Genomic DNA, 12,494 nt, shown 5'->3' with positions numbered 1-12,494 from the left:
ACGCCCATAACCATTTGGTTCATTTTCCTGCGTATGGCCGGCGGCGGACAACCAGACTGGACTGACGAAGAGCTCGATCGCATCGTCGCCGACTATTTTAGCATGCTCGACGAAGAGATCTCCGGCATTCCCTATAACAAGGCCGCACACAATCGGGCTTTGAGAGATAGTCTCGATCGAAGCAAGAGTTCCGTCGAATTCAAGCATCGGAACATTTCGGCAGTGCTGGTCAAGTTGGGCCTGCCCAGCATCAAGGGCTATTTCCCGGCCGATAATCATCAAGCCGCGATTATTCCTGCGATTGATCGGTACCTTTCTCATAATCCGGCTGCGTTGCACCCGGAGAAGGTCGTGGACGGGTGGGCTGAGCGGCAAGGCCTGTTTGTGGGAGCCCCTCCACCGCTCCTGCCAGTTTCGCCGCGCAAGGCGGACATAGAGCGGTTGATCCGTAAGTTTAACCCGGTCGAACGGGACTTCCGTAACCGCAAACTAGGTCGCGACGGAGAAGAGCTGGTCTTCCATCACGAACGCCAGAGACTAACTCAGCTTGAACGCCCCGATCTTGCCAGGAAAATTCGATGGATTTCGGAAGAACTTGGTGACGGCGCAGGCTACGACATACTCTCTTTCGACGCGCAAGGCAGAGAACGACTGCTCGAAGTAAAGACAACGGTCGGCGCGGACGTCACACCGTTTTACATCACGAGAAACGAGCTCTCTCTGGCTTCAGAACGGCCAGACGCTTTTAGACTTTGCCGGGTTTTTGATTTCTCGGCACACCCTCGTATGTTCGAGTTAACTCCGCCGCTGGAGAAACTCGTTCGCCTTTCGCCGCTCAACTACGAAGCCTCTTTCTCTTGACGAGGGTACTACTCGATCACCCGCGCCCGCAGATCGGCATCCGGCACGAAGCACGCCTCGTACTTGCCGAAAATGCGATAGCGGTTGCGCGCGATGCGGTTGTAGACGGGGTCTCGTAGCGGCCTCGGCACGGCGAACAGCATCCGCACCCAGCCCCATCCCGGCAAAAGCGACAGCACTGTCAGTGCAGCGTCTGATTTCATGAACACCTCGCCGCCGTGGACCACAGCGTTGGTATCGGGATCGTCAGGATCGATGCCGAAGGTGCGCGCGAGCTTCGCGCCGTAGTCCGACTGAATCGGTGTGAAGCGAAACCGCCTCGCCGTGTCGCGCTTGGCGACGAAGCGAACCCAGCGCGAGCAGAAGATGCAGACGCCGTCGAACAGGATCACGTCGTCGTCGGGCCATTTCCCCATCACCGATTGTCCAGCATGAGCAATGCCACCAGCATCAGCACGATCGCCGGTCCTGTCTTCACCAGCGCACCTAACGGCTCGATCCAGAGGTCAGGCGTGAGGATCGCTGCGCCGAACATGTAACCGAGCGAAGCGACGATGCCCAGGATGAGCCCGATCGCCGCGGTGCGGCTGAAGGCGATCAGCACGCCGATGCTCATGTCCATCAGGCTGGTGCCGATGGTGATGGGATCGACCAGTGCCGGTGCGAAGCCGTGCGACGTCAAAATGCCGGCCGCGGCCCGATAGGAGACGAACAGCGCGATGAATCCCGAGACGAGCCAGAACACGACCAGGCTTGCGACGATCAGCGCCTTGATCAGGAACAGCCGCGCGAACCATTTGTCCTGGATGGTGGCGGGGCGGCGCCCGATCGTATCCGCCAGATTCTTCGGCGCGATGCCCGTGGCGGCGATCCACGCGGAGGGATCACCTCGCACGCCGCGGCGCAGCTCGGCGATGGCGGTGGTGCGCATCGGCGGCATCCAGCCGAGATGATTGACGAGATCGCCGAGCTTTGCGCCGAGACCGAGCATGAAGGGCGGCATTGCGACGCGCGGCCAGCCTGCCGTGCCGAATGCGAGACGAAACTGCGCGATGACGCCAGCCATGGTGACGGGTTCGGTCTGCATCAGGTCCCAGCTCACGGCTTTCACGGAGACGTCTTCGATATCGCGCGCGGCGAGCCAGGCGATGGTCGCCGCAATATCCTCGACCGCGACGGGCCGGAACGGCGTCACCATCTCCTTGGCCGGCAGGTCGAGCGGGAAAGCGGCGAGCGCGCGCAGCATGGCGCTGCCGCCATAGGCTGACGGCGCCACGACGAAGCCGGGTCGCAAGATGGCGTGGGGAATGCCGGATGCCGCGATCAGCCGCTCGGCCTCGCGCTTGGTCGTCGCAAACGCGGTGCGATCGGCCTCGGCCATTCCGGGGATCGAGATATGCACCAGCCGGATCGCACGGCCGCTGTCGCCGATCGCCCGAAGCAGCCGTGCGACGAAATCGCGATGCACCGCATTGGTGTCGCTGCCGGGGCCATCCTGAAGCACGCCGAGGCAGTTGACGATGACATCCACGGCATGCTCGCTGAGGAGGCGCGTCAGCGCGGCTGCATCGAGCGACAGGATCGGCAGCTCGATGTCCCGCGCGCTCATTGTCTGCGCCGGCGACAGGCTGCGCGCCACGCCCACCACACGAAATCCCCGCGCGCGCAGATCGTCGGTGACGAAGCGGCCGATCAGGCCGGAGGCCCCGAGCACCAAAATGGTTCGCTGACCCATCGTATCCCTCAGAACGGCTTTGCGATCATCAGCCAGAGAATGAGCATCGTCGCGCCGAAACCGGGAAAGCCAAATGCGAACCAGCGGCGGAATAGCACAAAATAGCGTTCCGGAAGCACGACGCGCTGCTCGGCCGCCTTGCGTGCGAGATCGCGCATCTCGATCTGCATGACGACGACGGGGACCCAGAACAGGCCAGCAATGACATAGAGCGCGAGCGAGGCGAGCAGCCAGCGCTCGGTGACCGGCATCGCCGAGAGCATCATCAGCAGGCCGCCGGTGACCGGCTGGAGGATCACGGCCGACAACGTGAAGATTGCGTCCGCGATCACCACCACCGAAGCCGTGCGCGCAATGAATTCCGCGTTATCCGTGCGATGCGCCATCAGCATGAAGAAGGCGATGCCGGTGCCGGTACCGAGGATGACGATGGCACCGAGCACATGCAGGTATTTGACCAGGAGATACAGCGTCATGGCTTCTTGGTTGCCGCGGGTTTGGACCGGTTCAGCGCACGATCGAGCTCGTTGCTGGCAGCTCTGACGCCGGCCTCGCTCTCGATCATCCAGTGCCCCTCGCTGCCGACGGCCGGCAAGGTGCGGAAGTCGACGTTGCCGCCGCTGCCGCGAAACGCATCGGCCAAGCCCAGCGAAAACTTCGGCGCGAAATAGCTGTCATTGGTCGCAACGAGCCATGTGACGGGAATGCGCGCGGCTTTGCCGAACTCAGCGGCGGCCGCATGAAGCGTCTGCGGCGCACAAATCCGGTTCGGTTCGTCATTGGCGTGGCCGCCGCGCCCCGGCGCGATCGCGATGATCGCCGAGATCGTTTTCGAATCGGCACTCGCGAGCGCCAGCGCGCCCCAGCCGCCGGCGGAATGACCGATCACGACCGCGGCATCCTTGCGCATGAAATCCTGCCTGCGCAGATAGTTCAACGCGAGCGAAATTTGCTCGGCGGTCGCGCGGCCCGAGCGCGCATAGTCCGCTTCGTCACATCCGCCCTGGTCCTCGATGTAGCGGCCGCCGGTTGCACCATGGCCGAGCCGCTCGGGCACCAGCACGGCAAAGCCGCGCGCGACGAGAACGGCCGTGAGCGCGCGGTATTCCGGCTGCGGCATTTGCGCACGACGCAATCCATTCTGCGTCGAGGCGTGCGCGATCACCACGAGCCGAAACGGGCCGACCCCGGCGGGGCGAAACAGCAGGGCGTGCGCGGCAACGCTGGTATCGGGTGAGGGCACACGCCACTCCTGCCGGCGAAACGGTTCGCCCTCCTCGCCCGACGGCCCGAACGTGACCTGCGCGCACAGAGGCGGCGCAGTCAGCAGCGACAGCAAAGGCAGGAGCGCAAGGGGGCTGAAAAGGGTGTTGAAGAACCGCATGAATTGCCGGAGCCGAACACGGATAGCGACAGCCAGACTAGTTGGAACGAATCAATATCGGCGGACTTTCTGCGTTGCCATGGCGGTTCATTCGTTGCCGCCGGGAAGTTTTGCACTGGTGCATGGCAGGCCGATGCCACCCGAAATGGCGTCTTGTCTTTTTTCGGTACAACATGGTTGAAATACTGATGCACAAAGTCCACAGGTTAACCGATAATTAACGATAGGTCTTGCCGCGAGCGCGGCGACTTGGTTTGATTGTGTCCATGAGCACAACCCTGATCGAGGTCCGGCCGGCCAAAGCTGCAGATGCAACTGCGGTGGCGTCCACCCATGACGAAGCCTGGCGCGCCGCCTATCAGGGCATCATTCCCGGCGGTGAGCTGGAGAAGCTGATCAACCGCCGTGGTCCGCAGTGGTGGGACAGTGCGATCCGCAAGGGCAGTCGCGTCAGCGTGCTCGTGTTCGGCGACAAGATCGCCGGCTACGCCAATTACGGCCGCAACCGCGCCCGCAGCCTGCATTTCGATGGCGAGATCTACGAGCTCTACCTGCGTCCTGAATTCCAGGGCCTCGGCTTTGGCCGCCGCCTGTTCACAGCCGCCCGCCGCGACCTGATGCAGAGCGGCCTGAAGAGTATGGTGGTGTGGGCTCTCTCGGACAACGATCCCGCGACCGAGTTCTACCGGGCCCTGGGTGGCCGTATGGTGGCGCGCTCCTCGGAGCGTTTCGGGCCGAAGTCGCTCGACAAGGTGGCCTTCGCCTGGACCAACTAAGATTTGACCCATTGAGCTGCTGAAAGCTTGGCCGGCAGCGTTTCCCATCCGTCGATACCGTTGCCTTTGAGCCGGTGATCGCCGGATTCATTATTTCACAAAAACACGATGGATTGGCGGGCCAAGCCCGCGTATGACAGCGCCAAAATCGCTGCCGGGCGCGATTTATCCTCGGCAACAACGGAGCCTTGAATGCGTATCGATGCTATCTCGATCGGGAAGAATGTCCCCCACGACGTCAACGTCGTGATCGAAGTCCCCGTGGGCGGCGAACCGATCAAATACGAGATGGACAAGGAGGCCGGCACGCTGGTGGTCGACCGCTTCCTCTACACGCCGATGCGTTACCCCGGTAACTACGGCTTTATCCCGCACACGCTGTCCGATGACGGCGACCCCTGCGACGTGCTGATCATCAACACCCGCGCCATCATTCCCGGCGCCGTCATGAGCGTGCGCCCGGTCGGCGTGCTGTTCATGGAAGACGAAGCCGGCGGCGACGAGAAGATTCTTGCCGTGCCGTCGTCGAAGCTCACGCAGCGCTACGACAAGGTGAAGTCGTATTCCGATCTGCCTGACATCACGCTTCAGCAGATCCAGCACTTCTTCGAGCACTACAAGGATCTCGAGAAGGGCAAGTGGGTGAAGATTTTGCGCTGGGGCGGCCCCGAGGATGCGCACAAGCTGATCCTCGAAGGCATCGAGCGCGAAAAGAACAAAAAAGGCTAAGGCGTCCGTGTCCCGGACGCGATGCGGCACGAAGTGACGCTTCGCAGAGCCGGGACCTATGATGTAACTTGCACTAGGCCCCGGCTCAGCAGCGCATCGTTACACGCTGCGCTGCGGCCGGGGCACGCGAGATCACTACACCGCCGGCTTCGGCAGCCCCGCGATCGCGCAGGCCGCGCGCAGGGTATTCACCAGCAGGCACGCCACCGTCATCTGGCCGACGCCGCCCGGCACCGGCGTGATCGCACCGGCCACGCCAAGCGCTTCCTGATAGGCGACGTCACCGACGAGACGCGTCTTGCCGTCGTCCTTGGGGATGCGGTTGATGCCGATGTCGATCACGGTCGCCCCCGGCTTGAGCCAGTCGCCGCGCACCATCTCCGGCTTGCCGACCGCGGCGTAGACGAGATCGGCGCGCTTCACGAGGCCGGGCAGATCGCGCGATCGCGAGTGCGCGATCGTCACCGTGGCGTTCTCGTTCAGCAGCAATTGCACCAGCGGACGGCCGACCAAATTGGAGCGGCCGATGACGATGGCGTTCATGCCTTCGAGCGAGGCGTGCACGCTCTTGGTCAGGATGATCGAGCCGAGCGGCGTGCAGGGCGACAGCGCCTGGAAGCCGCCGGCGAGCCGGCCGGCATTGTTCGGATGCAGGCCGTCGACGTCCTTGGCGGGATCGATGGCGTTGATGACGGCTTCGGTGTTCAGGCCCTTCGGCAGCGGCAGTTGCACCAGGATGCCGTGCACGGCGGGATCGCGGTTGAGTTTGGCGACGACCGCCAGCAGATCGGCTTGCGAGACGTCGGCCGGCAGCTTGTGCTCGAACGAGGCCATGCCGGCTGCCTGGGTCTGGGTGTGTTTTGAGCGGACATAGACCTCGCTGGCGGGGTCGTTGCCGACCAGCACCACCGCAAGGCCCGGCACCAGATTGTGCTCGCGCTTGACGCGGGCGACCTCGTCGGCGACACGGCCGCGGAGTTCCGCGGCAATGATCTTTCCATCGATGATCTTGGCGGTCATGTCAGTTCCCTTGGTCTATCGATTTCGTGTCTGCCGATTTGGCTTGGACGAGCTTGCGCAGGGCTTCGCCGAGCCGCGACGGATCGCCGTCGACCGCGATCTGCTTCAGCCGCGAGGTGGCACCGGATAGCAGCTTTACGCTGGCCTTGGGGACGCCGAGTGATTTCGCCAACAGGACCAGAACGGCCTTGTTGGCCTCGCCGCCATCGGCGATCGCGCGCACCCGCACCTTGAGCACGCTGCGGCCGTCGGCCAATTGCTCGATCCCGTCGATGTCGTCGCGGCCGCCGCGCGGCGTCACCCGCAGCGCGATGCTGATTCCTGCGGCCGAGTAACGCCAGGGTTCCTTGTTTGCAACCAAGGCGCTCCAACCCGCTCAGATCACGTTCGGGTAGATGTAGTACAGAATCACGCGCTCGATGAACATGATGAGCAGGATCAGGATGATCGGCGAGATGTCGAGGCCGCCGAGGCTGGGCAGGAAATTGCGAATCGGCGCCAGGACCGGCTCGGTGATCCGGTACAGGAACTCCGCCACCGCCGAAACGAACTGGTTGCGGGTGTTCACGACGTTGAAGGCGATCAGCCAGGACAGGATCGCGGAGGCGATCAGCAGCCAGACGTAGAGGTCGAGCACGATGATGACGATGTCGAGAACGGCACGCATGGCTTTTAAAAACTCTGGCTGCGGTCGGGATTGACGCCTTTTGCTAGATATCGGTTCCGTCAGGCCCAAACAAGGGAAGTTCGGACGCCGGAATGGCTAAAACCGGGTTGCACCCGTCCTTGACTTGACCTTGGCGGGGACTTAAATGGCGCCCGGTTGTCGGCCGCGTTTACCAGAGCGGCCAGCAAAGGGGCCATAGCTCAGCTGGGAGAGCGCGTCGTTCGCAATGACGAGGTCGGCGGTTCGATCCCGCCTGGCTCCACCACGCTCCGCCCTTCGGGCTACGCGTGGCGCAGCCACGAGGAGCCTGAAGGGCGAAGCGTGGTGTCCGGCGAAGCCCGCAGGGCGAAGACGGACTGGTTGAGGAACACTCCCCCTACTTCCCCGTAAATCGCGGCGGCCGCTTCTCCATGAAGCTGGCGACGCCTTCCCGGAAATCACTGCCGTTCAGCGCCACCATCATCTCCCTGTTGGCCTCGATCGTGGCCTCGGCCAGGGTCTGGAACGGCACCTCGTAGAGCTGCCGCTTGATCACGGCCACCGCGCTCGGAGAAACCATGTCCGCGAGATCGTGCGCGTAAGCATACGTCTCCTCGCGCAGCTTCTCGGGCGGGCAGAGCCGGTTGACCAATCCGATCCGCAGCGCTTCCTCGCTCGAAACGCGCCGGGCCGAGAGCAACAGATCCATCGCATTGGCATGGCCGACGATGTGCGGCAGCATCCAGGACATGCCGTGTTCGGCGATCAGGCCACGCCGGGCGAAGGCCGTCGTGAAGACGGTATTGTCGGCGGCGAAGCGCAGGTCGCAATAGAGCGCGTGGACGAGGCCGATGCCGGCGGTCGCACCGTTGAGCATGGCGATCACGGGCTTTCCGATCGACGGATAGAAGCCGTAGCGCGTCTGCCAGTCCGGGCGGCGGTTCATGTCGAACGGCGGCAGGTTCGATGCGCGCCCGACGTCGTTGGGATCGAGCCCCTTCAGCGCATCCATGTCGGCGCCGGCGCAGAAGGCGCGGCCCGCGCCAGTGAGAATGATGACGCGGACATTCTCATCCGCGCTCGATACCTCCATCGCGTGACGGACGTCGCGCTCCATGGTCGGCGTCCACGCGTTCATGCGATCCGGACGATTGAGCGTGATGGTCGCGATCTTGTCGCTGACGTCATAGAGAATGTGTTCATAGGCCATCGCGCTCTCCCTTTGTCTGCCGGCGCGCGTTTACGCGCGCTCGTTGACGACGAGCCTAGCATATCCAGGAGAGAGGCAAGGGCCTCGCGCGAACGCGCGGACTACTCGGCGGCTTGCGCCAGTACCGGCCGATGCGCCAGCCAGCCGTGGATGAAGTGATCGAGCCAGGCGCGCTCCGCGACGTCGTAGACGGCGCGATCCGCGAAATGATGATGCCGCTGTCGGGCGCCGGGTGCGCTGAAGCCGTCATAGCCGCGCGTGGTCCAGCGATGCATCATCGCGTAGGTCACGTCGGGATGAAACTGGACGCCGAAGGCATTGCCGGCGCGAAACGCCTGCACCGGGAAATCATCGCCTTCCGCAAGCAGCTCGGCGCCGGCAGGCAGTTCAAATCCCTCGCGATGCCAATGATAGACCTGCGCGGGCCAGGCCGGGCAGAGTGCGTGGCCCGCGGCCGTGGGGCGGATCGGGTAGTAGCCGATCTGGGTCAGCGCCTCCGCATGCGGCGCGACGCGGGCCCCGAGCTGCATCGCCAGCATCTGCGCACCGAGGCAGATGCCGAGGAACGGCCGCTGCTCGCGAAGCGGAATTTCGATCCAGTCGATCTCGCGGCGAATGTAGTCGTCGGGATCATTGGCGCTCATGGGACCACCGAAGACGACGGCGCCGGCATGCCGATCGAGTGTCTCCGGCAAGGGATCGCCAAAGCGGGGACGGCGGATGTCGAGACGATGGCCGAGCGCGCGGAGCGCATTGCCGACGCGGCCGGGTGTCGAGGATTCCTGATGCAGGATGATCAGAACCGGCAACCGGGTTTCTGAGGCGACGGCGGTCGGCGTCCTTCTGGGGAAGGGCACCAGTTCTGCGCCACCAAACCTGTCCGTCCGGAACGACATGGCCTCTGCGAGTGCTATCGGTTCAGACCGCCAGCATAACTAAGCGATCGTTAATTTCGTGTGAGTTCGCGCACACACCGAAATGAAAGCAAGCTCCGGGCCAATACGGGAGAGTCCGGCTTCTAGCGCCTTTGTCTCTGGAAGCGGCTGGTGGCCGCCAGGATGAAGCCGCGCGGGAAGAAACGCAGCGCGAACGGCACGATCTTGATGCCGAGACCAGGCAGCACTGCCCGTTTGTTGGCCATCAGGCCGCGATAGGCCTGTTCTGCAACCACGGCGGCAGGGACATTGAGAAGGGCCGTGTCGTGTCCGGAGCCGACGCCGGCGCGCGCCTGGAATTCGGTGGGCACCGGACCGGGGCAAAGCACGGTGACGCGAACGCCGCGCGGCGCGAGTTCGGCGCGCAGGGCCTCGGTGAGGGAAATCACATAGGCCTTGGACGCGTAGTAGACGGCCATGCCGGGGCCGGGGAGAAAGCCGGCGACCGATCCGACATTGAGCAGACCGCCCTTGTTCCTGATGAGCTGGTCGGCGAAGCGCAGCGACAGATCCGTCAGCGCCCGGACGTTGACATCGACGATGCCAACCTGCTCGACGCGGTCGCGCTCGATGGCGTCGCCGAACACGCCGAAGCCGGCATTGTTGACGAGATTGTCGAGCTCGACGCCTTCGGCGGCGAGTGCGGCGGCGATCTTCTCGCCGGCATCGATATCCTGGAGATCGCAGGCGATCACAATCGGCTTCTTGCCACACGTGGCGGCGAGCTCGTTCGCGAGCGCCTCCAGCCGATCCGCCCGTCGCGCCGTCAGCGCGAGGCGATGCCCGTTCGCGGCAAACACACGTGCCAGCTCCGTACCGATGCCCGCCGAAGCACCGGTGATCAACGTTACCCGCTCAGTCACGATCCAAGTCTCTTGATCCAAGTCTCTTGAATTGAAGTTTTTTAGCCCGCAATGACCGAACGAGAGCATAGGCCATGCGCGACAGGCAAGCGGCGCTTGCAGCATGGCGGCTTGAGCGGGAGACAGGGAGAGCAGGAAAACGGCGTATTTACAGGAGAATCCGGAACCCGGCCGTCTCCCAAGGCTATATTAAAGTTTCGTCATGTGGTCCGCACAACCGGCAATTTGCGGTGTGGGACGGATTAGCCGCCGACGGCGCTGTCCTTGACCTGACCACCGTTTTGGCCGCCGGCGCGGTCCGCGACCGCATGTTTCAGCTCGATCCGGTCGCGCTGGGAGATCCCGAGCAGGTCGGAGGCGCGCCAGACCACGTTGTCCTCGAACTCGGTGACCTGGCCGTCGGCATAGACCAGCTCCCACATCATCTGGACGATGCGCCTGCGGCCCTCCTCGTCGAGCGAGCGCATGATGACGCTGGTGAAATGATAGAGATCGACCGCCTCGCCCTCGACCTGGGTCGCATCCGCGATCAACCGATCGGCCGTGCCGCGATCGAGCCCAAAATGGCTTTCGATCAAATTGTGCAGCTTGCGCTGCTCGGCCGCGGTCGGCTGGCCATCCAGCGAAACGACGTGAACCAGCAGCGCGGTCGCCGCCAGCCGGTAATCGCTATCGCCGAACGCGCGGTCCTGGCCATGGGGAGCAACAATGTCGGCGATGAATTGGCGCAAGCCGTCGAGCATAAGGTCCTACCGAAATCGATGACGCCGCGGGGAGCCGGCGGCTACCAGCCTTATATGAGCGGGAAACTCAACCGCCGCAACGTGCGTCAGTTCCGCGCGCTGCATTACGTTTCGGCAATCTGGCCGCTATCAATCGGGCGCGAGTAGCAAGCCAAGCCCTCAGACGGAAGTCCATCACGGTATCTCGTACACCACCATCTTGTCGGCGATACCGCGCAGCGCCGCCTGCTTCTGGATCGGCTTGATCGCGCGCTGCTCGAGCAGCTCGGCGACCGCGGGCGCATCGAGCACCGGACCGGTGATGTGGATTTCCTGCGCGGTCGACAGGCTCTGCACGCGGGCGGCGATGTTGACGGTCTGGCCGAAATAATCCTGCCGCTCGTTGAGCATCACCGCCAGACACGGCCCCTCATGAATACCGATCTTGACGATGAGATCCTCGGTGCCGCGCTGCTTGTTCAGCTCGTCCATCGCCGCGCGCATCCGGAAGCCGGCGACGATCGCATGCTCGGGGCGGATGAAGGTCGCCATCACGGCGTCGCCGATGGTCTTCACCACCGCGCCCTTCTCGGAGGAGATGATCTCGAGCAGCGCATGGAAATGCGCCCGCACGAGATCGAACGCGGCGAGATCGCCGACGCGTTCGTAGAGCGCGGTCGATCCCTTCAGGTCGGTGAACAGGAACGTCAGCGAGGTGATCTGGAGCCGCTGGTCGAGACTGAGATTGTCCGCCTTGAACACATCGCGAAAGGTCTGGTTCGACAGCATCCTCTTGGCGGTGAGGAACGGCTTGCGCTTGCCGATCAGGTGATGAAGCGCCTCGGCGGCGATGAACACCGACGGCAACACGCGCACGCCGGCCTGGTTCTCCAACGACAACCGCAGCGGACCCGGCCGCATGGTCGTGGTCCCCGTCGGCGCCTGCACCTTGTTGTACATGATGGCGAGCTGCTGGCGGTCCTTGGTCGGCTCGCCCTGCACGTCGATGAAATGGGCGGCGTGCGTCACCGGCTCGAAGATGATGATGAAATCGTTCGGCAATTGCAGCGACATCGTCGCCTTTTCGCCCGCCGGCAGCTCCATCGTGTCCAACGTCACCTCGTTCGCGAGCGTCGTGAACGATTCCTTGTTGAAGTCGACGCCGGAGCTCCAGAACACCTGCTTGAAATACTCCCACACCGGAAGCGTATCAGGGTCGTGCGCAGCGATGCGCCGCACGCGCGAATTCACGGTGAAAGACACCTCGACCTGATCGTCGACAGAGGCCTTGTAGCCGCAGGCGCAGAGCGCACAGTGATAATCGTCGGGCTTGAGCGCCTTCAGCGTCGAATGCGCCCCCAGCACGCCGCCGCAGCCCGGACACAGCACGTTCCAGCCGAGATCGAACAGCCCGAGCCGGGCCGAATGCAGAAAGCCCGAGATCGCATGCTCTTCGTCGAGGCCATGCTGCGTGGCGAAATCGAGGACATTGACGCGGTTGAGCTCGTGGTCCTCACCGTCCTCGATGAGACGCGCGATCGCATCGACCACCTTCGCGTCAGCGGTCTGCTTCAGAACGGAAAACTGGGCCTGGATGTCGCTCATGGCGCAAA

The 12,494-nt window shown here is 63.5% G+C and carries 15 protein-coding genes and 1 tRNA gene; 4 read left to right on the top strand and 12 right to left on the bottom strand.

Annotation, left to right across the window (positions count from 1 at the left end; translation table 11 throughout):
• Positions 1–33: 33 nt before the first annotated feature.
• A complete protein-coding gene (locus I3J27_RS01485; protein WP_270164374.1) occupies positions 34–861 on the top strand; it encodes a protein NO VEIN domain-containing protein in 828 nt (275 codons plus the stop codon).
• Between the two features lie 8 nt (positions 862–869).
• Here the strand turns inward: I3J27_RS01485 and I3J27_RS01480 are convergent, their stop codons facing one another.
• The 4 genes from I3J27_RS01480 to I3J27_RS01465 are packed head-to-tail and all read right to left on the bottom strand — an operon-like array spanning position 870 to position 3,980.
• Positions 870–1,277 (bottom strand): thiol-disulfide oxidoreductase DCC family protein, encoded by a 408-nt coding sequence (locus I3J27_RS01480; protein WP_270164373.1) that lies wholly within the window; start codon positions 1,275–1,277, stop codon positions 870–872.
• Positions 1,277–2,596 carry an SDR family oxidoreductase gene (locus tag I3J27_RS01475; protein ID WP_270164372.1) on the bottom strand — a complete coding sequence of 440 codons (1,320 nt, stop codon included), beginning with the start codon at positions 2,594–2,596 and terminating at the stop codon, positions 1,277–1,279. The genes I3J27_RS01480 and I3J27_RS01475 overlap by 1 nt, the downstream gene beginning before the upstream one ends.
• An 8-nt stretch (positions 2,597–2,604) precedes the next feature.
• Entirely contained in the window at positions 2,605–3,072 is a 468-nt protein-coding gene (locus I3J27_RS01470; RefSeq protein ID WP_270164371.1) for a DUF2269 family protein, read from the bottom strand.
• Positions 3,069–3,980 (bottom strand): dienelactone hydrolase family protein, encoded by a 912-nt coding sequence (locus tag I3J27_RS01465; protein ID WP_270164370.1) that lies wholly within the window; start codon positions 3,978–3,980, stop codon positions 3,069–3,071. The genes I3J27_RS01470 and I3J27_RS01465 overlap by 4 nt, the downstream gene beginning before the upstream one ends.
• A 266-nt stretch (positions 3,981–4,246) precedes the next feature.
• Between I3J27_RS01465 and I3J27_RS01460 the strand changes: the two genes are divergently transcribed.
• Positions 4,247–4,756 (top strand): GNAT family N-acetyltransferase, encoded by a 510-nt coding sequence (locus I3J27_RS01460; RefSeq protein WP_270164369.1) that lies wholly within the window; start codon positions 4,247–4,249, stop codon positions 4,754–4,756.
• A gap of 192 nt (positions 4,757–4,948) precedes the next feature.
• The gene (ppa, locus tag I3J27_RS01455; protein WP_270164368.1) at positions 4,949–5,485 is read left to right on the top strand and encodes an inorganic diphosphatase; all 537 of its coding nucleotides are present in this window, start codon (positions 4,949–4,951) and stop codon (positions 5,483–5,485) included.
• Between the two features lie 135 nt (positions 5,486–5,620).
• On the opposite strand, the gene folD is transcribed toward ppa, so the two are convergent.
• From folD to I3J27_RS01440, 3 genes are read right to left on the bottom strand one after another with little or no spacing between them, the layout of a single operon-like run.
• Complete coding sequence (gene folD / locus I3J27_RS01450) at positions 5,621–6,505, bottom strand: bifunctional methylenetetrahydrofolate dehydrogenase/methenyltetrahydrofolate cyclohydrolase FolD (protein ID WP_270164367.1); 885 nt, start codon at positions 6,503–6,505, stop codon at positions 5,621–5,623.
• Between the two features lies 1 nt (position 6,506).
• On the bottom strand, positions 6,507–6,866 hold the full coding sequence (locus I3J27_RS01445; RefSeq protein ID WP_270164366.1) for a DUF167 domain-containing protein: 360 nt from the start codon (positions 6,864–6,866) through the stop codon (positions 6,507–6,509).
• Positions 6,867–6,881: 15 nt separating this feature from the next.
• Positions 6,882–7,172, bottom strand: a complete 291-nt coding sequence (locus tag I3J27_RS01440) for a YggT family protein (protein WP_007598721.1) — start codon at positions 7,170–7,172, stop codon at positions 6,882–6,884.
• 189 nt (positions 7,173–7,361) lie between these two features.
• On the opposite strand from I3J27_RS01440, the gene I3J27_RS01435 reads away from it, so the two are divergent.
• Positions 7,362–7,437, top strand: a tRNA-Ala gene (locus I3J27_RS01435).
• A gap of 111 nt (positions 7,438–7,548) precedes the next feature.
• Here the strand turns inward: I3J27_RS01435 and I3J27_RS01430 are convergent.
• From I3J27_RS01430 to I3J27_RS01410, 5 genes are all read right to left on the bottom strand, one after another.
• A complete protein-coding gene (locus I3J27_RS01430) occupies positions 7,549–8,361 on the bottom strand; it encodes an enoyl-CoA hydratase (RefSeq protein ID WP_270164365.1) in 813 nt (270 codons plus the stop codon).
• A gap of 101 nt (positions 8,362–8,462) precedes the next feature.
• Positions 8,463–9,257 (bottom strand): glutamine amidotransferase, encoded by a 795-nt coding sequence (locus tag I3J27_RS01425; protein WP_270164364.1) that lies wholly within the window; start codon positions 9,255–9,257, stop codon positions 8,463–8,465.
• Between the two features lie 122 nt (positions 9,258–9,379).
• A complete protein-coding gene (locus I3J27_RS01420) occupies positions 9,380–10,159 on the bottom strand; it encodes an SDR family NAD(P)-dependent oxidoreductase (RefSeq protein WP_270164363.1) in 780 nt (259 codons plus the stop codon).
• Positions 10,160–10,401: 242 nt separating this feature from the next.
• The gene (locus I3J27_RS01415) at positions 10,402–10,902 is read right to left on the bottom strand and encodes a tellurite resistance TerB family protein (protein WP_270164362.1); all 501 of its coding nucleotides are present in this window, start codon (positions 10,900–10,902) and stop codon (positions 10,402–10,404) included.
• A gap of 174 nt (positions 10,903–11,076) precedes the next feature.
• Entirely contained in the window at positions 11,077–12,486 is a 1,410-nt protein-coding gene (locus tag I3J27_RS01410; RefSeq protein WP_270164361.1) for an adenylate/guanylate cyclase domain-containing protein, read from the bottom strand.
• Positions 12,487–12,494: the final 8 nt, after the last annotated feature.

It is taken from the genome of Bradyrhizobium xenonodulans (assembly GCF_027594865.1).
GTDB lineage: Bacteria > Pseudomonadota > Alphaproteobacteria > Rhizobiales > Xanthobacteraceae > Bradyrhizobium > Bradyrhizobium xenonodulans.
This window is presented reverse-complemented; position numbering and strand designations above follow the sequence as displayed.

Bases quoted from the DNA above. Each gene is read 5' to 3' on its own strand.
- I3J27_RS01485 (WP_270164374.1), top strand. From the start codon at position 34: ATGGCCGGCGGCGGACAACCAGACTGGACTGACGAAGAGCTCGATCGC.
- I3J27_RS01480 (WP_270164373.1), bottom strand. From the start codon at position 1,277: ATGGGGAAATGGCCCGACGACGACGTGATCCTGTTCGACGGCGTCTGC.
- I3J27_RS01475 (WP_270164372.1), bottom strand. From the start codon at position 2,596: ATGGGTCAGCGAACCATTTTGGTGCTCGGGGCCTCCGGCCTGATCGGC.
- I3J27_RS01470 (WP_270164371.1), bottom strand. From the start codon at position 3,072: ATGACGCTGTATCTCCTGGTCAAATACCTGCATGTGCTCGGTGCCATC.
- I3J27_RS01465 (WP_270164370.1), bottom strand. From the start codon at position 3,980: ATGCGGTTCTTCAACACCCTTTTCAGCCCCCTTGCGCTCCTGCCTTTG.
- I3J27_RS01460 (WP_270164369.1), top strand. From the start codon at position 4,247: ATGAGCACAACCCTGATCGAGGTCCGGCCGGCCAAAGCTGCAGATGCA.
- ppa (WP_270164368.1), top strand. From the start codon at position 4,949: ATGCGTATCGATGCTATCTCGATCGGGAAGAATGTCCCCCACGACGTC.
- folD (WP_270164367.1), bottom strand. From the start codon at position 6,505: ATGACCGCCAAGATCATCGATGGAAAGATCATTGCCGCGGAACTCCGC.
- I3J27_RS01440 (WP_007598721.1), bottom strand. From the start codon at position 7,172: ATGCGTGCCGTTCTCGACATCGTCATCATCGTGCTCGACCTCTACGTC.
- I3J27_RS01430 (WP_270164365.1), bottom strand. From the start codon at position 8,361: ATGGCCTATGAACACATTCTCTATGACGTCAGCGACAAGATCGCGACC.
- I3J27_RS01425 (WP_270164364.1), bottom strand. From the start codon at position 9,257: ATGTCGTTCCGGACGGACAGGTTTGGTGGCGCAGAACTGGTGCCCTTC.
- I3J27_RS01415 (WP_270164362.1), bottom strand. From the start codon at position 10,902: ATGCTCGACGGCTTGCGCCAATTCATCGCCGACATTGTTGCTCCCCAT.
- I3J27_RS01410 (WP_270164361.1), bottom strand. From the start codon at position 12,486: ATGAGCGACATCCAGGCCCAGTTTTCCGTTCTGAAGCAGACCGCTGAC.